The organism is Bacillus cereus group sp. N24 (assembly GCF_016483345.1).
GTDB lineage: Bacteria > Bacillota > Bacilli > Bacillales > Bacillaceae_G > Bacillus_A > Bacillus_A toyonensis.
Genome location: NZ_JAEHCA010000012.1, coordinates 58,873 through 83,033 on the forward strand (window position 1 = coordinate 58,873; position 24,161 = coordinate 83,033).

Sequence of the window (24,161 nt, forward strand, 5' to 3'; positions counted from 1 at the left end):
ATTTAGAAAAATTTAAAAATAATATTTGTCGCAACTGGGACATATTGTTTACTAAGTGAACTTGTTCTTAATTTAGGGGGGAGGGTTTCACAATGGCAAGTGTATATGAAAATAGTTATATGATCGTTTTGATTTTCTTGCTAGTAGGCATATTACTGCCGGTAGTGGCTCTTACATTAGGAAGGATGCTGCGCCCAAACAAACCAAATGCAGCAAAAGCGACGACGTATGAGAGTGGAATTGAGCCTTTTCATGATGCAAATATTCGGTTTCATGCTCGTTACTATATTTTCGCTTTATTGTTTGTCATCTTTGATGTAGAAACTTTATTTCTATATCCATGGGCTGTTGCATATGACAAGCTAGGTTTATTTGCATTAATTGAAATGCTCATCTTTGTTGTAATGTTGCTAGTTGGATTAGCTTATGCTTGGAAAAAGAAGGTGTTACAATGGTTATAAATTTTGAGGCACTACATCCAAATGAGCGAGCGGAATTAGAGAGAAATATCTTTTTTTCTACATTGGAGCAGTTAAAAGGGTGGGCGAGGAGTAATTCTTTATGGCCGATGACATTCGGACTGGCATGCTGTGCGATTGAAATGATGGGAGTAGGTTCATCACATTACGATTTAGATCGATTTGGGTCATTTTTTCGGACTTCACCAAGGCAATCAGATGTCATGATTGTGTCGGGAACGGTAACGAAGAAGATGGCTCCTATTGTTAGGCGTTTATATGATCAAATGCCTGAACCGAAATGGGTTATTGCGATGGGATCTTGTGCGACTGCTGGTGGTCCGTATGTGAATTCGTACGCTGTTGTGAAAGGTGTAGATCAAATTGTACCAGTTGATGTGTATATTCCTGGATGCCCACCAAACCCTGCAGCTTTAATTTATGGAATTAATAAGTTGAAAGAGAAAATTCGTTACGAGGCAAAGACAGGGAAGCAGGTGACGAATAAATGAGTAATCCAAATAAAGATTTAGAGGATCTGAAAAGAGAAGCTGCTAGGCGCGCGAAAGAAGAAGCAAGAAAACGTCTTGTTGCGAAACATGATGCGGAAATAAGTGGACTTGAGGGAGAAAATCAAGAAAAAGAGAAAGCGCTACCAAAAAATGATGGAATGACTGTAGAAGAAGCAAAACAACGTGCAGCCGCAGCAGCGAAAGCAAAAGCAGCGGCGCTCGCGAAGCAAAAAAGAGAAGGAACAGAAGAAGTAACGGAAGAAGAAAAGGTCAAAGCGAAGGCGAAGGCAGCCGCAGCTGCGAAAGTAAAAGCGGCAGCATTAGCGAAGCAAAAAAGAGAAGGAACAGAAGAAGTAACGGAAGAAGAAAAGGCCAAAGCGAAGGCGAAGGCAGCAGCAGCTGCGAAAGCAAAAGCAGCGGCGCTAGCGAAACAGAAAGCTTCGCAAGGTGATGGAAATTTGGGAGATGAAAAGGCGAAGGCAATTGCAGCTGCGAAGGCGAAAGCGGCAGCGGCGGCAAGGGCGAAGACGAAGGGTGCTGAAAGTGAAAAGGAAGATGTACCGAAGCAAGAAGAACCGTCCGTTAATCAGCCGTATCTCAATCAGTATGTTGAGGTTATTAGGGGTAAATTAGGAGGTAGCACATTAGTAGATTCCTATATTAATAAACTTTCAAAAGATGTACCAACTCTTGTGGTGGATCCTTCAAAATATTATGAGGTGATGGAGTTACTACGATTCCATGAGGGACTTGCTTTTGATTATATGTCAGAGCTACATGCGACAGATTTTGTGACTCATATGGAAGTGTATGTTCATTTATTTTCATATGGAAAGAAACAGTCTGTAGCGGTGAAGGTAAAGCTGGATAGAGAAGTGCCGCAAGTTGAATCGGTAACAGCGCTGTGGAAAGGGGCTGACTGGCCGGAGCGAGAAGCGTATGATCTGCTAGGCATTGCATTTAAGGGACATCCGAATTTATCGCGTATTTTAATGCCTGATGATTGGATAGGGTATCCGCTTAGGAAAGATTATGAACCGTATGATGTGGAGGTGTAACTTATGATTCGTACGGAAGAAATGCTTTTGAATGTAGGACCTCAGCATCCGAGTACACACGGTGTTTTCAGGCTTGTTATTAAGATTGACGGGGAAATTATTAAAGAAGCTACACCGGTTATTGGGTATTTGCATCGCGGGACTGAAAAGATCGCTGAGAGCTTACAGTATACGCAAATTATCCCTTATACAGATCGAATGGACTATTTATCAGCAATGACGAATAATTACGTCATTTGCCATGCCGTAGAGACGATGATGGGACTTGAAATTCCGGAGCGTGCCGAATACTTGCGAGTACTTGCGATGGAGCTGGGAAGAATTGCGAGCCATCTCGTTTGGTGGGGTACAAATCTTCTTGATATAGGAGCGGTCAGCCCGTTTTTGTACGCGTTTCGTGAACGAGAGATGATTATAAATTTATTAAATGAATTATGCGGGGCACGGCTTACTTTTAACTATATGAGAGTTGGCGGTGTGAAGTGGGATGCGCCGGATGGTTGGATTGAAAAAGTGGAAGAGTTTGTTCCATACATGAGAGAGCAATTGGCAGGTTATCACGACCTTGTTAGTGGTAATGAGATTTTCTTGAATCGCGTGAAGGGCGTTGGCATATATAGCGCGGAAGAAGCAATTTCGTATTCTTTAAGCGGAGCGAATTTGCGGTGCACCGGAGTAAACTGGGATCTTCGCAAAGATGAGCCGTATTCGATTTATGATCGTTTTAATTTTGATATTCCTGTTGGGAGCGTGGGAGATGCTTGGGATCGCTACGTTTGCCGAATGGAGGAAATTGAAGAGTCGTTAAAAATTGTAGAGCAAGCAGTCCAGCAGTTTCCAAAGGACGGAGCCGTACTGGCGAAAGTGCCGAAAATTATTAAGGCGCCTAAGGGGGAAGCGTTTGTCCGTATAGAATCACCACGCGGAGAGATTGGTTGCTATATCGCTAGTGACGGAAAGAAAGAGCCATATCGTCTGAAATTCCGCAGACCTTCTTTTTATAACTTGCAAATTTTACCGAAGTTATTGAAGGGTGAAAACATCGCCAATTTAATTACGATTTTAGGTGGAGTCGATATTGTACTTGGGGAGGTCGATGGCTAATGATTGAGACGCTCTTACAATCACCTTCAAGCTGGACGAATTTCTTCATTTTTTTCGGATTAGCAGTGCTTCTACTATTTGCAGTCCTTGGCTTCGTTACATATGGTATTTTGGCAGAACGGAAAGTGATGGGATTTATGCAAGGCCGGATTGGGCCAAATCAAGTTGGAGGGCGGTTCGGTTTACTGCAAACGGTAGCTGATGTTTTGAAACTATTATTGAAAGAAGATAGTATTCCGAAAGCTGCAGATAAACCGTTGTTCATATTAGCACCTGTCATTGCATTTGCGCCAGCATTTATGGTACTTGCGGTTATCCCGTTTACCGATAAATTTCAGTTCGCGGATATTGGTGTCGGATTGCTGTATTACATTGCTGTTTCTGGGATTACGACAATTGGTGTCGTAACTGGGGGATGGGCATCAAATAATAAATATTCCCTTTTAGGAGGGATGCGCGCGGCGGCGCAAATGATTTCTTATGAAATTCCGCTCGTAATGAGCGTAATTGGTATCGTTTTGTTAGCTGGTAGCTTGAATCTAAATGAGATTGTAGCGGCGCAGGAGAAAGTTTGGTACATTTTCGTACAGCCAATTGGATTCGTCGTTTTCTTAATCGCAGCAGTAGCAGAGTTAAATAGGACGCCGTTTGATTTACCAGAAGCGGAGTCAGAACTTGTTTCTGGATATCATACGGAATACTCAGGTTTTCGCTGGGCGTTTTTCATGCTTTCAGAGTATGTATATTTCTTCGGAATGGCATCTTTAATTACAGTACTTTTTTTAGGCGGCTGGAACCCAGTTATGTTTCTTGGATTTATTCCAGGTGCTGTATGGTTTGCTTTGAAATTTAGCAGTGTAGTCTTTCTATTAATTTGGTTCCGCGTTACGTTCCCGCGTATAAGGGGTGACCAGTTAATGGAGTTTGGCTGGAAAGTATTATTACCAATCGCACTTGCAAATATTTTCTTAACGGCATTGATTAAGGAGCTATTCTTCTAATCTATGAAGGGGGTGCCAGTAAGAGATGAAAGGGTTATTTAAAGGTTTAAAATATACGCTGAGTAATTTGAGTAAGAAAAAGGTGACGTATGATTATCCAAATCAGCCGTTGCCATTGCCAGATCGCTTTAGAGGGATTCAAAAGTTTTATCCTGAGAAATGTATTGTTTGTAATCAGTGTTCTAACATTTGTCCGACAGATTGCATTCAATTGACGGGAAAGAAACATCCTGACCCTACGAAAAAAGGGAAAATTATTGATACGTATGATATTAATTTTGAAATTTGTATACTTTGCGATTTATGTACAGAAGTTTGCCCGACAGAGGCAATTGTTATGACAAATAACTTTGAACTCGCAGCATATTCACGTGATGATTTATTTAAAAATTTGCAGTGGCTCGACGAAAACGATGAAAACGTCAGGAAGGAGAATAAAGCATGAATGGCGAGTTTGTAGCATTCTTTATACTATCCTTGTCTGCAATTATCGGTGGTGTTCTCATGTTGAACTTAACGAAAGTAATGCATATGATGCTAGCTCTCGTTCTGACATTTCTCAGCATTGCAGGTTTGTACTTTCTTTTATCGGCCGAGTTTATCGGAGTTGCACAAATTTTACTTTACTCTGGTGCAATCACAATTATTATGATTTTTGGCATTATGTTAACGAAACATAATGCGGAAAATGAATCACGTCTTACTCTTCGAAAATGGATTATCTTCTTTGCAGTTGTAGCATTTGGGGCAGTTATGTATTTCGCTGTTAATAGTATCGATTTTTCAAATGAAAGCACACAAGGAAGTTTACCTCTCCATGAAAAAAACACACTTCAAATCGGTACACTTCTCTATTCGAAATACATTATTCCATTTGAGTTAACCTCGGTTATTTTACTTGTAGCACTTGTTGGCGCAATTATACTTGCGAAGAAGGATGAGAAAGAGGAGGATTCCAATGAGTAGCGTTCCAGCTTCTGCGTATTTAACACTTGCGATTATTTTGTTTTGCATCGGTTTATTTGGAGCTTTAACGAAGCGAAACACAGTAATCGTATTAGTTTGTATCGAATTAATGCTAAATGCTGCCAATTTAAATTTAGTGGCGTTTAGTAAATTAGGTTTGTTCCCGAATTTAACAGGGCAAATCTTCTCGCTGTTTACGATGGCTGTAGCGGCAGCGGAGGCGGCGGTAGGGCTCGCCATTTTAATTGCTTTGTATCGTAATCGCACGACAGTTCATGTAGATGAAATGGATACGCTTAAAGGATAGCATTGTGACCGAAAAGGGGGAAGGAAACAATGATCGATTATGCATGGCTCATACCGCTTTTCCCGCTTGTTTCGTTTTTTTTACTTATTATGTTCGGGAAGAAAATTAGAGAAGGAAGCAGCGTACTTAGTATTTTCTTCGTCTCTCTCTCCTTTATACTTGCGGTACTTGTATTAATAGAAAGATTTTCGAAGGTCACAGTGAAGCATAAATGGGTATGGCTTAGAGCTGGAGATATTGATATATCATTTGGCTTTGAAGTGACTGCATTAGGGGCTTTAATGTTATTTATCGTTACACTTGTGAGCTTACTTGTACATGTGTATTCAAAAGGTTATATGAAAGGCGACGCAAGATTACCAACTTTTTATGCATATTTAGGACTCTTTACATTTGCGATGCTCGGGCTTGTTATATCGACGAATTTGTTACAGCTTTATATATTTTGGGAGTTAGTAGGCCTTGGTTCATTTTTACTCATCGGTTTTTATTTCTTTAAGGAAGAAGCGAAGGCTGCTGCGAAAAAGGCTTTTATTATGACTCGTATTGGAGATGTTGGTTTATTTATTGGGATGATTTTAATCTTTTGGCATGCAGGTAGTTTTGAGTATGACGCAATTTTTAGAGCGATTCATACAGGCGATCTGTCCCCGACTATGATAACGATAACGGCGATATTAATTTTTATCGGGGCGATGGGGAAATCAGGTCAATTTCCGCTTCATACGTGGTTGCCTGATGCGATGGAGGGGCCAACGCCTGTTTCGGCACTTATTCATGCGGCGACGATGGTCGCAGCCGGTGTATATTTAGTAGCAACGATGTTCCCGCTATTTTCGGCAAGTGCGGTGGCAATGCAGACGGTGGCAATTGTTGGGGCTTTCACCGCAATATTTGCAGCCTCTATCGGTCTTGTACAGACGGATATAAAGAGGGTACTTGCTTATTCTACAGTTAGCCAGCTCGGGTATATGATGCTCGCCTTAGGTTCTGCTGGTTATGTAGCGGGTATATTCCATCTAACGACACATGCCTTTTTTAAAGCGTTACTATTCTTGGCAGCAGGAAGTGTAATTCATGCTGTGCATACGCAAAATATTAATAAAATGGGCGGTTTACAGAAGAAGATGAAAGTAACGGGTACGTTATTTTTAATAGGTACACTTGCAATTAGTGGAGTTCCGCTTCTTTCGGGGTTTTTTAGTAAAGATGAAATTTTGGCAGCAACTTGGATGAGTGGCAATTACTTTCTATTTGTTCTAGCAGTCTTTGCGGCATTCCTAACAGCATTCTACATGTTCCGCCTATACTTTCTTGTCTTTACTGGGGAAGCGAAGACGAAGGAAGACGTGCATGACTCGCCGCGCATTATGACGTATCCGATGATTGTTCTCGGCGTTCTCGCAGTAGTAGCAGGATATATAAATACACCGTGGTTTGGAACGTTTCTCGGAGATTGGCTGACGAAGGATATAGAATTTAAAGTGGAAGAAGCACATGGACCAGTTTGGATTATGATTGTTGCGACGCTCGTTTCATTTGGGGGGATTGCCCTTGCGTATTTCATATATGGAAAGAAAACTATCTCAAAAAATTGGGCTGGAGGAGAAAGGTCATTTCTTCATAAGCTCTTGAAAGAAAAATATTATGTGGATGAACTGTACAATATGACAGTGATTCCTATTACGAAGGGAATCGCTCATGTGCTTCGTTTATTTGAAGTATATGTTGTGGAAGGGATTGCTGTTTTAATCGCAAGTTTGGTTAAAGGGGTAAGTGGCACATTGTCGAGGCTTCAAAACGGGAATGTACAAGTGTACGGCACTGTAACAGCAGTTTCGCTCGCGGTCCTCGTCATTATTTTGCTATATACGGGAGGGGATTTACGATGAATGATTTGTTGTTGACGTTCTTCATTTTCTCCCCACTTTTAGGGATTCTATTACTTGTATTAACACCGAAAAAAGAATCGCGTACAGTACGAGTGCTCGGTTTATTTGGGACGGCGCTTCCATTTGGGATCGCCACTGTCCTCGCTTGTACATATGCTTCTGGAAAGAGTCTATCGCTATTTGATGAAAAAGTGAAATGGATTAAATTTGGTGATTTTGCAGCGGTGGATAAAAGATGGTTTTCTATTTATTACGAGCTTGGAATTGATGGTTTGTCACTTGTAATGATGGTGCTGACAGCCCTTCTAGCGATGCTTGCAGCAATTGCAGCGTTTTCCATTAAAAGAAATTTAAAAGCATTTTATATGCTATTGCTCATGCTAGAAATAGGGATGCTCGGCGTCTTCGCTGCTAAAAATTTAATGTTGTTCTTTATTTTCTTTGAAATTACACTACCACCAATGTTTTTATTAATTGGCAAGTGGGGGAAATTGTCGAGTGAAAAGGCTGCATATAGTTATTTAATATATAACGGCATTGGATCAGCTATTTTGCTCATCGTTTTCTCGATTTTGTTCGCGAAAACAGGTACGACAAATATTGCGGAATTGAAAGAGATTTTAACAGGTGTAAGTGCTGGGGGAGGACAGATCGTCCCGAGTAACTTACAGCTTGGTGTATTTATTGCTATAATGATTGCCTTTGCAATTAAACTACCTATTTTCCCATTGCATCGCTGGATGGTCAATGTGCATATTGAAGCGCACCCTGCTGTAGTTATGCTTCATGCGGGCGTTTTGCTAAAGATTGGAGCGTACGGGATGATTCGCTTCGGGAAGGGGTTATTCCCGGAATACTTTCGCGAGTTTGCCACGCTAATTGCGGTTTTAGGAGTAATCAACTTATTGTACGGTGCCTTTTTAGCACTCATCCAAACGGATTTTAGGAAGGTACTCGCCTACTCTAGTATTTCGCATATGGGAATTGTTTTGATGGGGCTTGCGGCACTTAATGCGCCAGGTACACAAGGGGCGCTATTCCAAGTTGTTTCGCACGGTTTAATTGCAGCCTTGCTCTTCTTCTTGCTTGGTGTTATAGAACAGCGCTTTGGCACGTCGGATATTAAAGCGCTTGGTGGACTCGCAAAAAGTGTCCCAATACTTAGCGGCTTCTTCCTAGCAGGAGGAATGGCATCGCTTGGACTGCCGGGGATGTCTGGATTTGTGAGTGAGTTTCTTGCCTTTCTCGGCTTATTCCAAGGAGAGCCAGTCATTGCTGCAGTCGGTGTACTTGGGATTATTTTAACCGCTGTGTACGTATTAAGAGCGACACTCCAAGTAACATTTGGTAAGAAAGAGTGGGAAGCGAAAACTGATATACACGGATGGGAGTACGTCCCGGTCCTATTGCTTATCTTCTGTATTATTGCCATTGGAGTAATGCCAGAAATACTAGGGGATCCGCTTCAAAATACATTGAAAACATTGGGGGTGAAGTAGGATGGATATGGATACGTTACTGAGCTTATCATGGCATCTAATGTTGCCAGAATTCATTATTCTCGGGTTTGCCATCCTTCTTTCCATAGGTGATTTGTTTTTTAAGCTGAACCATAGGTATGTGGCGCTTAGTGCAATCGCTGCTGTCATATTAGCAATTGTGTCATTAATTACGCTATACGGCGAATCAGCAGGAGATATTTTAAATGGATCGTTTGTGTTAGATGGATTTTCAAAAGGGTTTAAAACGTTGTTATTAGGCGGAGCGGCCCTCATCTTATGCACCGCAATGAGCGATGACAAGAAAAATCCAATTGAAGATAAGGGAGAATATTATTACTTATTTTTAATGGCCCTTCTTGGGGCGATGTTCATGGCTTCTAGTGTTGATTTTATTACACTTTTCGTCGGTTTAGAGCTACTATCACTTTCTTCCTATGTTTTAGTAGGAATACGAAAAAGGAACCGTGCATCAAATGAAGCGGCAATGAAATATGTCATTAATGGAGGAATTGGAACGGCGATTACGCTCTTTGGAATGAGTTATTTATACGGTATTACAGGCTCAACCAATATTGTGGATATGCAAAAAGTATTCACCGGGGAGCTAACTAGTGGTATTCAGTTATTGTTAGCTCTCGCATTTCTACTATTGCTCGTTGGGCTCTCGTTTAAAATTGCAACAGTACCGTTTCATATGTGGGCACCCGATGTGTATGAAGGGGCGGCTACACCTGTTACTGCTTTCCTTGGAACGATTTCTAAAATTGCTGGGTTTCTACTCATTATTCGTCTGTTCCTTATGATTTTTGCAAGTGTATCGGTGCAAGGAGACATGGAATCTTTATACGGGCGTATGAGTATATATATTGCGGTTCTAGCAAGTATTACGATGATTATCGGAAATGTAGTCGCACTAAAGCAATATAACGTAAAACGCCTATTTGCTTATTCAGGAATCGCGCATGCGGGGTATTTACTCGTTCCACTTGTGGCATTATCACCATTTACGATGGATAGCATGTGGTTTTACATGCTTGCCTATATGCTTATGAATATAGGCGCATTTGCAATTATCCACGGCTTAATCTTACAAAGCGACAAAGAAAATATCACTATTTTCACCGGATTATATAACAGGTCGCCATTTACAGCGATAGTAATGACAATTTTTATTTTATCGTTGGCCGGGATACCAGGAACAGCTGGTTTCATCGGGAAAATTAACATCTTTTTAGGTGCACTTCATGTAGAGCCAGCTCATTACGTACTAGCTTCTATTATGATGGGTACGACAGTCATTTCATTCGTATATTATTTCCGTATTTTACAGCAAATGTTTTTCCGGACGGGAGAAGTAGAAGAGAAAATTCGGTTGCCATTAAATATAAAGGTTGTTATGAGTCTTTGTGCAATTTCGATTGTAATACTAGGGATTATGCCGATGATTGGATACAATTTCTTTTATGAATATTTTCCATTAATGAAAGATTTCTTCTTCTTGGGGAACGTGGTACAATAGTGAAAATAAAAGGTGTGGAGTCGGTACTCTACGCTTTTTATTTTGTGTTAGCCACAAATGAAAATGCATATAGGTATACGTTTTTTCGAGAGAAGTTTACGATGTAAAATGTAAGATGCTTATTTGCATTTGAAAAAGTGTGGCTCCTACTTATTATGGTATCGTTTTTATTTTCTTTCGTAAGTAGTAGCCAAGTAAAAAGGGGTCGATTTTTTGGCACAACTTTTAGGGCAACAAGCACTGATTGCCATCGTTTCGCATTTATTGTTTATTACCATTACGTGGTGGGCCTTACAAGGTATTCACATCGAGCGTTTAATGAAAGCTGGAAAAGTGTTACAGACGAGGGTATTACTCATCCTAATTACAATTGCAATTGGGACATCTGTAAGTAACTTTTTCCTTGATTATTTAGGCTATTCGAAGAGTTTAACGTATTTAGTAAAGTAAGTGTATAGAACCTCATATCTCCGTTAACAATGGGGATAGGAGGGGATGAAATTGAAGCTTAAAGCCATTCTTATTGTTGCCTTGAGTGTTGTTTTCTTTTTGGTTGGATATAGAGAGATGAAACCGATAAGCGATGAACAGAAAATGGAGAACATGATTAAGGCTTTAGAGAAAAATGATGCTAAAGTGGAGAAATGGTCATGGTTAGCGCGAGAAACAAAAACAATTTCTAACATACATACGTTTCAAAAATTGTTAAACGATGTGAAGGGGAAGGCAAATATTCAAAAATGGGACTTAGAGCAATCTCCAGATGGATATAAAGCTACATCCTATAAAAAGTTTGCTTCATATGAAGAACGAGTAGTAGTAACTTGGAGTAAGGAAAATACTAAAGAAAACACTTTCATTATTTTTGAAGTAAGTGGGGCAAAATGGGACCCGAAGTATGTTCAGAAAATGAATAAAATTTTTAATGAAAAACCTATAATTTACACTTGTGTTCAAGGTGTACTGAATGATAAGATTGAAGGTGTTTTGCAAAATAAAACCAATCAGGTTTTGAAAGATCTTTCAGCAAGAGCGATCGAACAAGTAGAAGAAAGAGCATTTGTGTCAGTCTCCGCATACAATAAAAAGTGGGATGACGCTCTTTCAACAAATAGAGAGAAAATAAATGTGCAAATAGCAATACGTTCTACAAACAACAAAGATACAATTGTGGTTGGCACACCGATCATAACTTCTGAGTATTGAGTGAATAGATACTGAAAAAAGGACACGGAGGGGAATAATTTGGAAAAGATCATCGTCCGTGGCGGAAAGCGGTTAAACGGCACAGTGCGTGTTGAGGGCGCAAAAAATGCTGTATTACCTATAATCGCTGCAGCCCTATTAGCGAGTGATGGAAAGAATGTACTATCTGAAGTACCAGTTTTGTCTGATGTATACACAATTAATGAGGTATTACGTCATTTAAATGCTGAAGTCGTATTTGAAAATAACCAAGTAACAATCGATGCTTCTAAAGAACTAAACATTGAAGCACCATTTGAATATGTACGTAAAATGCGTGCATCTGTTCAAGTAATGGGACCATTATTAGCACGTAACGGTCGTGCTCGTATTGCACTTCCAGGTGGATGTGCAATTGGTTCACGTCCAATTGACCAACATTTAAAAGGCTTCGAAGCAATGGGAGCAAAAGTACAGGTTGGTAACGGTTTTGTTGAGGCATACGTTGAGGGAGAACTAAAAGGAGCTAAAATTTATTTAGACTTCCCAAGCGTGGGCGCGACAGAAAACATTATGTCTGCAGCTACATTAGCAAAAGGGACAACAATCCTTGAAAACGCAGCGAAAGAACCAGAAATCGTTGACTTAGCTAACTTCTTAAATGCGATGGGAGCGAAAGTACGCGGAGCTGGAACTGGAACGATTCGTATCGAAGGCGTTGATAAATTATATGGTGGAAACCATTCTATTATTCCTGACCGTATTGAAGCGGGAACATTCATGGTTGCAGCAGCAATTACTGGTGGAGACATCTTAATTGAAAATGCTGTTCCTGAACATTTACGCTCAATTACAGCGAAGATGGAAGAAATGGGTGTTAAAATTATTGAGGAAAATGAAGGTGTACGTGTTATCGGCCCAGATAAGTTAAAAGCGGTTGATATTAAAACTATGCCTCACCCAGGTTTCCCAACAGACATGCAATCACAAATGATGGCATTATTACTACAAGCTGATGGAACAAGTATGATTACAGAAACGGTATTCGAAAACCGCTTTATGCACGTTGAAGAATTCCGTCGTATGAATGCTGATATTAAAATCGAAGGTCGTTCTGTTATTATGAACGGTCCAAACAGCTTACAAGGTGCTGAAGTAGGTGCAACTGATTTACGTGCAGCTGCAGCATTAATCTTAGCTGGTTTAGTATCAGAAGGTTACACTCGTGTAACTGAATTAAAGCATCTTGACCGTGGTTATGTAGACTTCCATAAGAAATTAGCTGCATTAGGTGCAACTATTGAACGTGTAAACGAAAAAGTAGAAGAAGTGAAAGAACAAGAAGTTTCTGATCTTCACGCTTAATTGAAGTAGTCTCTATGTCTTTTGATATAGAGGCTATTTTTTTTGGGTTATTACTGTTATAGTCAATAAACTCTATACTTATGCACGTACCAGTAAAAATATTTAGAAAATTTTCGTTTTATCTCGCATTAACGGGCAGTAAGACTCCAACGCATTAAAACTTCAGTCTATACCGATACCCCCAAGTATGTTCTAAAAAATTCCGTAGTTCCATAAGAATGAAAGGAAGCCAACTTTATATTGGGGGAATAGGATGAAATTTTCAAAGCCATTTTTCATTATAGTAGTGCTTTTAATAGCGCTCGTTATCATTGTACCCGCTGCTCTTGTAATTCCGTTTGCGAAAGCAAAAATAGGAGAAGAAGCAGCTTCTAAAACTCCTCCAGCGATAGAAAGTATACCAGCTCCAGGGAAAGTGGATACAGCAGTTCAAGTTGCTGTATATCGCGACCAACAGAAGAAGGTAGAAACATTACCTGTGGAGGAATATGTGACCGGTGTAGTAGCTTCTGAGATGAATGCCAGTTTTGAAATAGAGGCGCTAAAGGCACAGGCATTAGCAGCAAGAACATTCGTGGTGCAGCGTATGCTAAGTGGAGAAAAGAAAAACAATGCAGATGTGGTAGATACGGTGAAAGATCAAGTGTACAAAAGCAAAGAGGAATTGAAAAAACAATGGGGCAATAACTACGAAAACAATTTAAAGAAAATCGAGGAAGCCGTTTCTAAAACCGCAGGACAAGTTTTAACGTATGAGGGAAAACCGATTTCAGCGTCTTTTTTCTCAACGAGTAACGGCCGAACAGAGAATGCAGCTGATTATTGGGGAAATGATTATCCGTATTTGAAAAGTGTAGATAGCCCGTGGGATCAAGCCTCTCCAAAGTTTACAAGCGAGCAAACGTTCACAGTAGCTGATTTTCAAAAACGTCTCGGTGTGAAAGTGCTGGCGGATGGAAAGGTTGGAAATATTAAAGATCTTACGGAGGGTAAAAGAGTAAAGGATGTAGCGTTCCAAGGGAAAACATTAACAGGAAAACAAGTTCGTGAAAAGTTAGATTTGCGCTCTTCTGATTTTACATGGAAACAAGAGGGCAATAAAATCATTGTCACGACGAAAGGCTTCGGTCATGGTGTTGGTATGAGTCAATACGGTGCGAATGGTATGGCAGCGGAAGGTAAGAAATATACAGATATCGTCGCTCATTATTATAAAGGCGTTGAAATAAAAACGATGAATGATTATGAGGGAAAACTGATGGTGAAGAAGTAGAACGTGAAAGGAGCTAATTAAGATTAGCTCCTTTTTTCATTATTTGTAGGTAAGTTTTTAAAAAGAGCACTTCGTGATTTACTCAAAACTTATATGGTAGAACAAAAATAGAGAATAAGGCTATCTGTTCATTTGGATAGCCTTATTTTTATGTGTTTCATAAAAGTATCAAAATTTTCCATTAATTGTTTGGTATAATAGGATAAAAAGCATTTGGGGGAGACGAAATGGCGCTACTGGAGTTGAAACAATTAGGGAAGACGAACCAGTTACCAGTAATTGAGCTAGAGGTTGAGAAAGGACAATGTGTTGTTTTGCAATGTAATAACCATACAGCTAAAGTGTTGCATCGCATCATTATTGGTGAGGAAGAAGCTTCAACTGGCAATGTGCTATTTGGAGGCGAAGCGATTGGAAAGAAAAATTATTCCAGCATCGGTTTTTGTTTTTTGAAAGATGAAGCATATGATCGTTTGAAGGTGAAGGAATATTTTAAATTTTTGTTAGGGCTTTATGAATCAAAGATAAGTATAGAAGAAGTTGTACAATGTGTTGGTCTCCTAGATAAGTTAAATGTGAAAGTAGAAAAATTGTCATTTTCAGAGAAACGCCGACTTCATATTGGACGAGTTATGATTCATAATCCGGATTTAGTTATTTTGGAAGAACCGGAGCAAAATGTAGATACAGAAAGTACAATTATCATTCGAAAAGCAATTATGAAAATGAAAGAGAAAGGAAAGGCGATCTTTATTACGTCCTCTTTCCTATCAGACGCTCTTTCGTTAACAGAAGATGTATACATATTAAACAACGATGGTGTGAAAAAGGTCGAAATCGAGCAAGAAGAAGTGGAAGAAGTCGATGAAGAAAAAGTCGTTCAAATGATTCCGCAGATGAAATTAGAAAGAATACCAGCGAAGGTGAACGATAAAATCATTTTACTTGATCCGATGGAAATTCATTTCATTGAAACACAAAATGGAGTGACACACATTCATGTGCGTGAAGGTGATTTCGTATGTGCATTAACATTAAGTGAACTAGAAACGAGATTAACAGGATTCGGTTTCTTTAGATGTCATCGTTCGTACCTCGTTAATTTACAAAGAGTGCGAGAAGTTATTACTTGGACACGGAACAGTTTTAGTTTAATTTTGGATGATGAAAGAAAAAGTTCAATTCCGCTTTCAAAAGGACGAATGGATGAATTAAAAGGTGTAATTGGGCTATAAAAAGTGCTCCAATAGGATCGAAATATGATTCGTTCACTGGTAAAAATACTCCTTTTACCGGTATTTTACTGCGTAAACCCTTTGTTTTTCATATGATTGAGTCAAGAAAAGCGAAACATACAAATCGAAACTTGCGAAAGCAAATTTCATCTATAAAGAAAAACAAAGGGGATGACGAAATGACATTGGCAATTGAAATGAAAGATGTAATGAAAAGTTTCAACGAAAAAACGGCACTTCGAAATGTAAATATTGAGGTGAAGCAAGGAGAAATTTTCGGATTCCTCGGACCGAGTGGATCTGGTAAAACAACAACAGTAAAAATATTAACTTCTCAATTACTTCATAGTGTTGGAACAGTAAGAGTACTAGGGAAAGACATTACAGGACCAAGTAGCATCGATTATAAACGAATTGGTATTTTAACAGACAACAGTGGCTTATATGAAAGACTTAGCATTTATGATAACTTACTATTATTTTGCGACTTATACGATTGCAAAAAAGAACGAATCGATGAAGTGCTAGCACAAGTGAATCTATTAGATGATAAAAAAACATTAGTAAAGAAACTATCAAAGGGAATGAAGCAGCGCGTCACACTAGCGAGAGCGATCCTTCATAAACCAGATATCCTCTTCTTAGACGAACCAACATCCGCACTCGATCCAGTTAACGTACAAAACATTCATAAAATCTTAAAAGACTTAAATAAAGAAGGAACGACGATTTTCTTAACGACGCACAATATGGAAGAAGCAGAAACGCTTTGTAACCGTATCGCCTTTCTGTGCGGCGGAGAAATTGTAGCGCTTGATACACCAGAAAACCTTCGCTTACAATACGCGAAAGATCAAATACAAGTCGTATTAAAAGATAAGCAAAAAGAAGTAGTGCAAAAAGATGAATTAGGTGCAAAACGTATTTCAGAATGGATGAAAAAAGGTGAATTACTATCTATTCATTCACACGAGCCAACATTAGGCGATATCTTTATTGAAGTTACTGGGAGGGGATTATAATGACATTTTCAATGCGACGTGTATCAGCTATTTTTAGAAAAGAAGTACAAGATTTTAAGACAAATTCACAAGTGTTATTAATGGCATCTTTACCAATTATATTTGCATTTATATTTAGCAGATTTGGAGAAGGGCGCATGGGGGTTGGCATTATTACTTTAATGGCCTTCCTATTTGTTGCAGGGTTTGTTCAATCAATGGTAATAGCAGAAGAAAAAGAAAAACATACGTTACGTGTGCTAATGCTATCACCAGCTTCTTCTGTTGAAGTTCTTCTTGGGAAAAGTATATTAACAGCATGTTTGACGTTGGGCATTTGTATTGTGAACTTATTCATTTTGGATCAATTCGGTGGAAATCTTTTATTACTAGGATTTATTTTCTTATGTGGAACAATTCTATTTATTGTGATTGGAACAATGATTGGATTGTTAGCTGAGTCAGTACCGCAAACATCACTCATTGGAATGCCGATATTAATGACGATGTATTTAGCTGTACAATTTGAGCCAATGGTTGAAAATAAAGTAATTAAGACGATGATCGAGTATCTTCCAACATCTCATATTGCTAAAGCGATTAACAGCTTAGTAGAGGGAGCGGGATTTAGTAGTATTAGCGGACATGTCTTGAATGTTGGAGTGTGGCTTATTCTTTCCCTTATTGCATGTTTAATCGTATACAAAAAGAAACAAATGGACTAAAAACTGAGCTGGAAATGCTCAGTTTTTTCTTTTTTCATCATTTCCTCGGAAATTTTACAATTTATATACATATTTTTACATAATTTGTCGAAAAGTAATTAGTTATACGTTGTATAGGATACATGAATATTGTTCAAAATGATTGCTGAGGTGATGATGGAATGCGAGGAAGAAATAATAAAAAGTCGCAAAAGGTAGTACATTTATTTCAAAAAAGATGGGTGTTTCCGGCACTATACATTGCTTGTGCAGCGGTAATCCTAGTGGTTGCGCTATGGTTCCAAGGAGCTAATCCGAAGAAGACTCCGAACCAAGATCAAGCAACACCGTATACACAATCGGAAGATCCAGCAGTACCAGTAACGAAATCTTCAGAAGTAGTGAAAATGCCAGCAGCCGCTAATGCGGAAGTAGTCGTACAGAAGAAATTCTATGAAGATGCAGCAACTGAGGCGGAACAAGAAAAAGCACTTGTTTTTTATAACAACACATATTCCCCGAATAAAGGAATTGACATTGCTGCGAAAAATGGAAAAGAGTTCAATGTTGCTGCTGCTTTAAGTGGCACAGTAACAAAAGCTGAAAAAGATTCACTTCTTGGTTATGTTGTAACAGTTGATAGTGGAAATGGTGTAGCAGTTTCTTATCAAAGCTTAGGCAGTGTGAAAGTAGAAAAAGGTGCAAGAGTTGCACAAGGTGAAGTATTAGGAAAATCCGGTCTAAGTGCAATGAATAAAGAAGCAGGTTCTCACGTTCACTTTGAAGTACGTAAAGACAATGTGGCTGTGAACCCTGAGCGCTACTTAAATAAATCAGTAGCAGAAATTAAAGCTGATGCAGGTGCTACAAAAGCAACGAATGCTTCTGGTAAAAAAGCTGATGACAAATCTCAAAAAGAAGAGAAGTCAACGAGCACGAAACCAGAAAGTAAAACAGAAGATAAGTCTCAAAAAGAAGAGAAATCAACAAGCGGTTCGACTAGTGACAAAAAAGAAGAAACGAAGAAAGAAGAAAAATCAACAAATGGTTCTACAGAATCATCTAACGGTTCTTCTTCACAAGAATAAGAAAGTGAAAAAATCAGTTCTCATTAAGAGAACTGATTTTTTTATTTTTATCCTGCTATTTGCGGGCGGTAAGACCCCGATCTCAAAATTCAGCGAAAGCAAAGAAGTGAGGGAGGATTAACTGCCCGTAAAAGCCCGATTATTAGTTGAACTTTATATAAAAATAATCAATTTCGAGAAAAAAGTTGCAATAACAAGGAAAAATGACGAGATTCTCGAATATATATTACAAAAGGGAGGGGATACTGTGTCGTTTTTGTTTGTTCTGTCGATTGCTATTATATTATTGTTTGTTTTATTTACTTTGTATTATTATATTGCCGGTAAGAAGGAAGTTCCCCACCATCAATTGTTAGAAGAAGAATATGATCGAGAAGAATGACACCTTTTAAACAAGGTGTCATTTTTTTGCCAAAATAGTCATTGTTAACGTATTTCTCACAAAAAAACGTAATTTTTCTTAACTTAGTCCGCAAAAATAGTGAACATGTAGCATATATCAGTAGTGCGGGCAATACAATGGTATAAACCAAAGCAAAGAGAGTGTTTGAGGTGAGAAATCGTGAATCATTTCATTATAAATCCAAGAATGTTTAACGCTTACAAACAGCACTCACACTTACTTCTTAGTCGTATGCAGCGAGGCTCATTTCACACTTCTCACATCCAATTTAGGGAGGCGAGTGGTGTGCACGATTACATCAAAGAGAGAACTATCAAGATTGGTAAGTATATCGTGGAGACAAGAAAGACAGTGCGTGTAATTGCAAAGGAATTTGGGGTATCAAAGAGTACAGTCCATAAAGATTTAACAGAACGTCTACCAGAAATTAACCCAGAGCTCGCAAATGAAGTGAAAGAAATTCTTGATTATCATAAGTCTATTCGTCATTTAAGAGGGGGAGAAGCAACAAAACAGAAATATAGAAAAGAAGATGTAGAAAAGCCTGTACGTCAATAAAGTGAAACTTTAATCAGTGGGGCATGCCTCACTGATTATTAGTCTTCAGCAATCGGGCGTTTGCAGGCTTTTTGTCTTTCGCTCAACTCTTCTAAATTTGTCGGATTGATTTTGAGATGAGAGTCTTACCGTTCGTTAATATAAGATAAATATACGTTAGCAAACATTCCGCGTGCATTCGGTAATATTTTTCAGAAGAATTCTTTTTGCGAATATTACGTTTCTGTTAAATTTATGATAAAATCAGAAATTAGGTGTAAAAGAATTCGGGTGTAACCTGATTTTGAATATCGAGGAGGAAAAGACGGGAATGTTTGCGCGAGATATCGGAATTGACCTAGGTACGGCTAATGTATTAATTCATGTTAAAGGTAAGGGTATTGTATTAAATGAGCCATCTGTTGTGGCAATTGATCGTAATACAGGTAAAGTATTAGCAGTAGGTGAAGAAGCAAGGAGTATGGTGGGACGTACGCCTGGTAATATTGTAGCAATTCGTCCACTTAAAGATGGTGTAATCGCAGATTTCGAAATTACAGAAGCGATGTTAAAGTATTTCATTAACAAGTTGGACGTAAAGAGCTTCTTTTCAAAACCCCGCATTTTAATTTGTTGTCCAACAAATATCACATCAGTAGAACAAAAAGCAATTCGTGAAGCTGCTGAACGTTCAGGTGGTAAAACAGTATTTTTAGAAGAAGAACCAAAAGTAGCCGCAGTTGGTGCGGGTATGGAAATCTTCCAACCAAGCGGTAACATGGTTGTTGATATTGGTGGAGGTACAACAGATATCGCTGTACTATCTATGGGTGATATTGTTACCTCTTCTTCTATCAAAATGGCTGGCGATAAGTTTGATATGGAGATCTTAAACTACGTTAAACGTAAGTATAAGCTATTAATTGGAGAACGCACTTCAGAAAATATTAAAATTAAAGTCGGTACAGTATTCCCAGGTGCACGTAGTGAAGAGCTTGAAATTCGCGGACGTGACATGGTAACAGGTTTACCACGTACAATTACAGTATGCTCTGAAGAAATTACAGAAGCACTAAAAGAAGACGCGGCTATCATTGTACAAGCTGCAAAAGGCGTACTAGAGCGCACACCACCAGAACTATCTGCGGACATTATCGATCGCGGTGTTATTTTAACAGGCGGCGGAGCTTTACTACACGGTATCGACATGCTTCTAGCAGAAGAATTAAAGGTACCAGTATTAATTGCTGAAAACCCAATGCAATGTGTTGCAGTTGGTACAGGTATTATGTTAGAGAATATCGACAAATTACCACGTCGTGCTTTGAAATAAAGTGAAACTTTCATCAGTAGGGCACCCAACTGATTATTAGCACACAAATGGTTGGATAAAGTAGAAAGAACTAAGGTGTAAACCTTAGTTCTTTTTTATTTTTCTATTTTTTTATTTCGATTTTTTGCGAAAATGGGAGAAAAATAAAGAAAAACGAAGAAAACAGGTGGAATATTCATATATATGGTTAAATTTAATATTTCCTTATTTGAAAACGTTTATAATATAATGAGTCGAATACGACATTAAGGCAAATAATGTTTCAATACATATTGCCTTTCCCTAATCTGGGCATACACTCTTTTCTACCTCCGTGTCAGTTGCAGGAATGTGCAACTATTTTAAGGGAATAGAGTGTGTGCATTTTTTTATATGGAGAAGTAAGTATACTAAATATAAAAATTCACTTTGTAATGACAAACGATAAACAAAATGGGATAATAACAATATGTCCAAGTGGTAAGACCAATATTACAAAAGGGGCGATCATTACATGCTAAATATAGAACAAATTAAAGAAATCATTCCTCACCGCTATCCATTTTTACTTGTTGATAAAATATTAGAAGTAGATGAAGGAAAAAGAGCGGTTGGAATTAAAAATGTATCTGCAAACGAAGAATTCTTTAATGGACACTTCCCTGACTATGCAGTTATGCCTGGCGTACTTATTGTAGAAGCGTTAGCACAAGTCGGAGCGGTTGCTGTATTAAAGAAAGAAGAAAACCGCGGAAGACTTGCTTTCTTCGCAGGTATCGACAATTGTCGTTTCAAAAAACAAGTACGCCCTGGTGATCAACTTCGCCTAGAAGTTGAAATGACACGTGTACGTGGCCCGATCGGAAAAGGAAAAGCCATTGCAACAGTAGATGGTGAAGTTGCATGTGAAGCTGAAATTACATTTGCAATTGGTGATAAAAAAGAATAGAGAAAAAACAAAAAAATCTCCTTGTGAACGTACAAGGAGATTTTTTGTTTCTGTTATATAACGATGAAACGATAAAATACAAACTAATCAGAAAATTACTTGTCAATATATGGTAATTACCATATAATTTACTTTATCATTTATTTAGAAAATAGGATAAGTGATAAAGGTAATGAAGAAGTAAGGGCATTGTCATATTGTTAAGGCACTTATATAAGACAAAGTAGAATGTTATTGATTATGATGAGATGTGGGGAAATTAGCAATACAAAATATTAATTAGACGTATGAAATCGAGCATAAGAGAGAGAAAAGGGAAATGTCGCATTTCACAAAAGGAGATTATGAATATGTTCGGGAGAAAGAAAAGAAAATCATTACGACAATTAATTACACATAAAGAACCTAAATCGCGTATTACAGAACAATATCGTAACATTCGTACAAACATTGAATTTACATCTGTGGATAGTCATGTTCGTTCTATTATCGTTACCTCGGCAGATCCAGGTGATGGGAAAACAACGACAATCGCAAACTTAGCAGTTGTTTTCGGCCAACAAGGAAAGAAAGTTTTATTAATCGGAGCTGATTTGCGTAAGCCGACGATACAAAACTTATTTGCCATTCATAGTTCAAATGGGTTAACGAACTTATTATCAGGACAAGCAAAGCTTATGCAATGCATTCAAAAAACAGATATAGAGAACGTATATTTAATGGCAGCAGGTCCAATCCCGCCAAACCCAGCAGAATTATTAGGGAGCCGGGCAATGGACGAAGCGTTGCTAGAAGCATATAACATGTTTGATATTATTTTAATCGATACACCACCTGTCCTTGCGGTTACTGATGCGCAAATACTAGCGAATAAATGCGATGGAATCGTACTCGTTGTACGCAGCGAAAAGACAGAAAAAGATAAAATCGTAAAAGCGAAACAAATATTAGATAAAGCATCAGGAAAACTACTAGGTGTTGTTTTAAACGATAAAAGAGAAGAAAAAGAGCAATATGGTTATTACTAAAACATAAAAAGCCAACAAAAAATTTTGTTGGCTTTTTATTGTTTTCTGAAAATTATTTATCAAGTTATACACTATAAAAAACATGATATGATAAAATTTTTGGGAAATGATTGGAATGTGTTGTCATATTTAAGATTATTTTGTAAGATTAAACTTGTTTCTTGTGAACAAATATAGAACTGAATGATTAAAAATAAAAAATGTAAGATTTATATGTTATAATTTTTCCTATGTGTAAATTTTAGAAAGTTGGAGGAACTTATGGAAGAAACAATTAGTTTGAAAGAGTTATTTCATATTTTAAGAAAACGTTTAGCAATGATCCTCGTAATCGCATTTGGTGCAGCTATTGTAAGTGCTATCATTAGCTTCTTCTTTATGACACCAATCTATCAATCTTCAACGCAAATTCTTGTTAATCAGAAGAAGCAAGAAGGGGCAGCGATTCAGTTTAATGAAGTGCAAACAAATATTCAATTGACCAATACATATAAGGTTATTATTAAAAGTCCTGTTATTTTGGACCAAGTGAAAGAGAAGTTAGGTTTAAATATAGCGACGCAAGAATTAAACAAGCAAATTGAAGTAACGAATGAAAAGGATTCGCAGGTCGTATCAGTAACTACACAAGATAAAGATCCAAAGTTAGCTCGTGATATTGCGAATACAACAGCAGAAGTCTTTAAAAGTGAAGTTGCAAAGATTATGAGTGTTGATAATGTAACAGTATTATCAAAAGCAGAAGTTGCAGAAAATTTATCTCCAATTAAACCACTTCCAATGCTAAATGTAGCAATCGTTTTCGTTGTTGGTTTAATGGCTGCAATTGGTCTTGCATTCTTACTAGAATACTTAGATAACACAGTGAAAAAGGAAGAAGACGTAGAAAACTTACTTGGATTACCAGTGTTAGGTATTGTCGCTCGTATGGATGAAGAAACATTGAACGTGAAATCACATGCACCATCATCAAGAAAAGTGAGGGGACAAACAATTGGCTCTTAATTTATTTAAAAAGAAAAAGAATCATCGCCAACGTCGTCAACTAATTGCTCATCAACAACCGAAATCTCCAATTTCAGAGCAATATCGTAATATTCGAACGAATATTGAATTTGCAGCTATTGATACGAATTTACATTCATTAATGGTAACGTCTGCGAATCCAAGTGAAGGGAAAACGACAACGACAGCTAATATGGCAGTTGTGTTTGCACAACAAGGAAAGAAAGTATTATTAATTGATGCAGATATGCGTAAACCAGCAATGCACCAAATGTTTCAAGTAGATAATATTTTCGGACTGACGAACGTATTAACACATAGTGAACGTTTAGAGAAATGTGTACAAACGACATCTGTAGACAATCTAAGCTTTTTAGCATGTGGTCCAATCCCACCAAATCCAGCAGAATTGTTAGGTTCGAAATCAATGAAAGAACTTCTTGGACAAGCGTATAGCATGTACGATTTAGTTATTTTTGATTTACCACCAATTTTAGCGGTTACAGATGCGCAAATTATGGCAAATGTATGTGATGCTTCTATTCTTGTCGTTCGTAGTGAAGCAACAGAAAAAGAAACAGCAGTAAAAGCAAAAGGATTGTTAGAATCGGCAAAAGGTAAACTGCTAGGTGTTGTCCTGAACGATCGTGAACGTGAAGAAGGCTTATATTATTATTACGGTGCAAACTAATGAAAAGATTGAGATATGGTCGAAACATATCTCCTTTTTTCCCTTGAATATGAGATATCTCACATT

General features: G+C 38.1%; 26 protein-coding genes. All 26 read left to right on the forward strand.

The window, feature by feature from the left end:
* Positions 1-92: 92 nt before the first annotated feature.
* Complete coding sequence (gene nuoA / locus JDS95_RS17835; protein ID WP_085450728.1) at positions 93-461, forward strand: NADH-quinone oxidoreductase subunit NuoA; 369 nt, start codon at positions 93-95, stop codon at positions 459-461.
* Positions 452-970 carry an NADH-quinone oxidoreductase subunit NuoB gene (nuoB, locus tag JDS95_RS17840; protein ID WP_000236327.1) on the forward strand — a complete coding sequence of 173 codons (519 nt, stop codon included), beginning with the start codon at positions 452-454 and terminating at the stop codon, positions 968-970. The genes nuoA and nuoB overlap by 10 nt, the downstream gene beginning before the upstream one ends.
* Positions 967-2,028, forward strand: a complete 1,062-nt coding sequence (locus JDS95_RS17845) for an NADH-quinone oxidoreductase subunit C (RefSeq protein WP_199690704.1) — start codon at positions 967-969, stop codon at positions 2,026-2,028. The genes nuoB and JDS95_RS17845 overlap by 4 nt, the downstream gene beginning before the upstream one ends.
* Before the next feature lie 3 nt (positions 2,029-2,031).
* The gene (nuoD, locus tag JDS95_RS17850) at positions 2,032-3,132 is read left to right on the forward strand and encodes an NADH-quinone oxidoreductase subunit NuoD (protein WP_000621442.1); all 1,101 of its coding nucleotides are present in this window, start codon (positions 2,032-2,034) and stop codon (positions 3,130-3,132) included.
* The gene (gene nuoH, locus JDS95_RS17855) at positions 3,132-4,133 is read left to right on the forward strand and encodes an NADH-quinone oxidoreductase subunit NuoH (protein WP_000573426.1); all 1,002 of its coding nucleotides are present in this window, start codon (positions 3,132-3,134) and stop codon (positions 4,131-4,133) included. Before nuoD ends, nuoH begins: the two co-directional genes overlap by 1 nt.
* Positions 4,134-4,158: 25 nt before the next feature.
* The gene (gene nuoI, locus JDS95_RS17860) at positions 4,159-4,578 is read left to right on the forward strand and encodes an NADH-quinone oxidoreductase subunit NuoI (RefSeq protein WP_000677189.1); all 420 of its coding nucleotides are present in this window, start codon (positions 4,159-4,161) and stop codon (positions 4,576-4,578) included.
* Positions 4,575-5,099, forward strand: a complete 525-nt coding sequence (locus JDS95_RS17865) for an NADH-quinone oxidoreductase subunit J (protein WP_001012818.1) — start codon at positions 4,575-4,577, stop codon at positions 5,097-5,099. The genes nuoI and JDS95_RS17865 overlap by 4 nt, the downstream gene beginning before the upstream one ends.
* Positions 5,092-5,406 (forward strand): NADH-quinone oxidoreductase subunit NuoK, encoded by a 315-nt coding sequence (nuoK, locus tag JDS95_RS17870; protein ID WP_000100078.1) that lies wholly within the window; start codon positions 5,092-5,094, stop codon positions 5,404-5,406. Before JDS95_RS17865 ends, nuoK begins: the two co-directional genes overlap by 8 nt.
* Positions 5,407-5,435: 29 nt before the next feature.
* The gene (gene nuoL, locus JDS95_RS17875) at positions 5,436-7,298 is read left to right on the forward strand and encodes an NADH-quinone oxidoreductase subunit L (protein ID WP_000568187.1); all 1,863 of its coding nucleotides are present in this window, start codon (positions 5,436-5,438) and stop codon (positions 7,296-7,298) included.
* Positions 7,295-8,797 carry an NADH-quinone oxidoreductase subunit M gene (locus JDS95_RS17880; protein WP_000998958.1) on the forward strand — a complete coding sequence of 501 codons (1,503 nt, stop codon included), beginning with the start codon at positions 7,295-7,297 and terminating at the stop codon, positions 8,795-8,797. The genes nuoL and JDS95_RS17880 overlap by 4 nt, the downstream gene beginning before the upstream one ends.
* Before the next feature lie 7 nt (positions 8,798-8,804).
* Positions 8,805-10,319 (forward strand): NADH-quinone oxidoreductase subunit NuoN, encoded by a 1,515-nt coding sequence (gene nuoN / locus JDS95_RS17885; protein WP_033661389.1) that lies wholly within the window; start codon positions 8,805-8,807, stop codon positions 10,317-10,319.
* Positions 10,320-10,532: 213 nt separating this feature from the next.
* Entirely contained in the window at positions 10,533-10,769 is a 237-nt protein-coding gene (locus JDS95_RS17890) for a DUF1146 family protein (protein WP_000057885.1), read from the forward strand.
* Between the two features lie 51 nt (positions 10,770-10,820).
* Entirely contained in the window at positions 10,821-11,525 is a 705-nt protein-coding gene (locus JDS95_RS17895; protein ID WP_000767898.1) for a YwmB family TATA-box binding protein, read from the forward strand.
* Between the two features lie 39 nt (positions 11,526-11,564).
* Complete coding sequence (gene murA / locus JDS95_RS17900) at positions 11,565-12,869, forward strand: UDP-N-acetylglucosamine 1-carboxyvinyltransferase (RefSeq protein WP_000411268.1); 1,305 nt, start codon at positions 11,565-11,567, stop codon at positions 12,867-12,869.
* A 253-nt stretch (positions 12,870-13,122) separates the two neighbouring features.
* Entirely contained in the window at positions 13,123-14,142 is a 1,020-nt protein-coding gene (spoIID, locus tag JDS95_RS17905; RefSeq protein WP_000672621.1) for a stage II sporulation protein D, read from the forward strand.
* Positions 14,143-14,369: 227 nt separating this feature from the next.
* Positions 14,370-15,377 carry a LytTR family transcriptional regulator DNA-binding domain-containing protein gene (locus tag JDS95_RS17910; protein ID WP_001185967.1) on the forward strand — a complete coding sequence of 336 codons (1,008 nt, stop codon included), beginning with the start codon at positions 14,370-14,372 and terminating at the stop codon, positions 15,375-15,377.
* Between the two features lie 179 nt (positions 15,378-15,556).
* Complete coding sequence (locus JDS95_RS17915) at positions 15,557-16,399, forward strand: ABC transporter ATP-binding protein (RefSeq protein ID WP_000170852.1); 843 nt, start codon at positions 15,557-15,559, stop codon at positions 16,397-16,399.
* Positions 16,399-17,103, forward strand: coding sequence for an ABC transporter permease (locus tag JDS95_RS17920; RefSeq protein WP_000144457.1), 705 nt, complete (start codon positions 16,399-16,401; stop codon positions 17,101-17,103). Before JDS95_RS17915 ends, JDS95_RS17920 begins: the two co-directional genes overlap by 1 nt.
* Before the next feature lie 161 nt (positions 17,104-17,264).
* Positions 17,265-18,170 (forward strand): stage II sporulation protein SpoIIQ, encoded by a 906-nt coding sequence (locus tag JDS95_RS17925; RefSeq protein ID WP_098820160.1) that lies wholly within the window; start codon positions 17,265-17,267, stop codon positions 18,168-18,170.
* 247 nt (positions 18,171-18,417) lie between these two features.
* Positions 18,418-18,552 carry a hypothetical protein gene (locus JDS95_RS17930; protein ID WP_000008898.1) on the forward strand — a complete coding sequence of 45 codons (135 nt, stop codon included), beginning with the start codon at positions 18,418-18,420 and terminating at the stop codon, positions 18,550-18,552.
* 306 nt (positions 18,553-18,858) lie between these two features.
* Positions 18,859-19,131: a sporulation transcriptional regulator SpoIIID gene (spoIIID, locus tag JDS95_RS17935; RefSeq protein WP_000544012.1), complete on the forward strand. Its 273-nt coding sequence runs from the start codon at positions 18,859-18,861 to the stop codon at positions 19,129-19,131.
* A 310-nt stretch (positions 19,132-19,441) separates the two neighbouring features.
* Positions 19,442-20,443, forward strand: coding sequence for a rod shape-determining protein (gene mreB, locus JDS95_RS17940; protein ID WP_000457991.1), 1,002 nt, complete (start codon positions 19,442-19,444; stop codon positions 20,441-20,443).
* 493 nt (positions 20,444-20,936) lie between these two features.
* The gene (fabZ, locus tag JDS95_RS17945; protein WP_000931959.1) at positions 20,937-21,371 is read left to right on the forward strand and encodes a 3-hydroxyacyl-ACP dehydratase FabZ; all 435 of its coding nucleotides are present in this window, start codon (positions 20,937-20,939) and stop codon (positions 21,369-21,371) included.
* A gap of 350 nt (positions 21,372-21,721) precedes the next feature.
* Positions 21,722-22,399 carry a CpsD/CapB family tyrosine-protein kinase gene (locus JDS95_RS17950; RefSeq protein ID WP_000467972.1) on the forward strand — a complete coding sequence of 226 codons (678 nt, stop codon included), beginning with the start codon at positions 21,722-21,724 and terminating at the stop codon, positions 22,397-22,399.
* Between the two features lie 261 nt (positions 22,400-22,660).
* Positions 22,661-23,404, forward strand: a complete 744-nt coding sequence (locus JDS95_RS17955; RefSeq protein WP_000393165.1) for a YveK family protein — start codon at positions 22,661-22,663, stop codon at positions 23,402-23,404.
* Positions 23,394-24,095, forward strand: a complete 702-nt coding sequence (locus JDS95_RS17960; protein ID WP_001207153.1) for a CpsD/CapB family tyrosine-protein kinase — start codon at positions 23,394-23,396, stop codon at positions 24,093-24,095. The genes JDS95_RS17955 and JDS95_RS17960 overlap by 11 nt, the downstream gene beginning before the upstream one ends.
* Positions 24,096-24,161: the final 66 nt, after the last annotated feature.

Bases quoted from the DNA above. Each gene is read 5' to 3' on its own strand.
- nuoA (WP_085450728.1), top strand. From the start codon at position 93: ATGGCAAGTGTATATGAAAATAGTTATATGATCGTTTTGATTTTCTTG.
- nuoB (WP_000236327.1), top strand. From the start codon at position 452: ATGGTTATAAATTTTGAGGCACTACATCCAAATGAGCGAGCGGAATTA.
- JDS95_RS17845 (WP_199690704.1), top strand. From the start codon at position 967: ATGAGTAATCCAAATAAAGATTTAGAGGATCTGAAAAGAGAAGCTGCT.
- nuoD (WP_000621442.1), top strand. From the start codon at position 2,032: ATGATTCGTACGGAAGAAATGCTTTTGAATGTAGGACCTCAGCATCCG.
- nuoH (WP_000573426.1), top strand. From the start codon at position 3,132: ATGATTGAGACGCTCTTACAATCACCTTCAAGCTGGACGAATTTCTTC.
- nuoI (WP_000677189.1), top strand. From the start codon at position 4,159: ATGAAAGGGTTATTTAAAGGTTTAAAATATACGCTGAGTAATTTGAGT.
- JDS95_RS17865 (WP_001012818.1), top strand. From the start codon at position 4,575: ATGAATGGCGAGTTTGTAGCATTCTTTATACTATCCTTGTCTGCAATT.
- nuoK (WP_000100078.1), top strand. From the start codon at position 5,092: ATGAGTAGCGTTCCAGCTTCTGCGTATTTAACACTTGCGATTATTTTG.
- nuoL (WP_000568187.1), top strand. From the start codon at position 5,436: ATGATCGATTATGCATGGCTCATACCGCTTTTCCCGCTTGTTTCGTTT.
- JDS95_RS17880 (WP_000998958.1), top strand. From the start codon at position 7,295: ATGAATGATTTGTTGTTGACGTTCTTCATTTTCTCCCCACTTTTAGGG.
- nuoN (WP_033661389.1), top strand. From the start codon at position 8,805: ATGGATACGTTACTGAGCTTATCATGGCATCTAATGTTGCCAGAATTC.
- spoIID (WP_000672621.1), top strand. From the start codon at position 13,123: ATGAAATTTTCAAAGCCATTTTTCATTATAGTAGTGCTTTTAATAGCG.
- JDS95_RS17910 (WP_001185967.1), top strand. From the start codon at position 14,370: ATGGCGCTACTGGAGTTGAAACAATTAGGGAAGACGAACCAGTTACCA.
- JDS95_RS17915 (WP_000170852.1), top strand. From the start codon at position 15,557: ATGACATTGGCAATTGAAATGAAAGATGTAATGAAAAGTTTCAACGAA.
- JDS95_RS17920 (WP_000144457.1), top strand. From the start codon at position 16,399: ATGACATTTTCAATGCGACGTGTATCAGCTATTTTTAGAAAAGAAGTA.
- JDS95_RS17925 (WP_098820160.1), top strand. From the start codon at position 17,265: ATGCGAGGAAGAAATAATAAAAAGTCGCAAAAGGTAGTACATTTATTT.
- mreB (WP_000457991.1), top strand. From the start codon at position 19,442: ATGTTTGCGCGAGATATCGGAATTGACCTAGGTACGGCTAATGTATTA.
- fabZ (WP_000931959.1), top strand. From the start codon at position 20,937: ATGCTAAATATAGAACAAATTAAAGAAATCATTCCTCACCGCTATCCA.
- JDS95_RS17950 (WP_000467972.1), top strand. From the start codon at position 21,722: ATGTTCGGGAGAAAGAAAAGAAAATCATTACGACAATTAATTACACAT.
- JDS95_RS17955 (WP_000393165.1), top strand. From the start codon at position 22,661: ATGGAAGAAACAATTAGTTTGAAAGAGTTATTTCATATTTTAAGAAAA.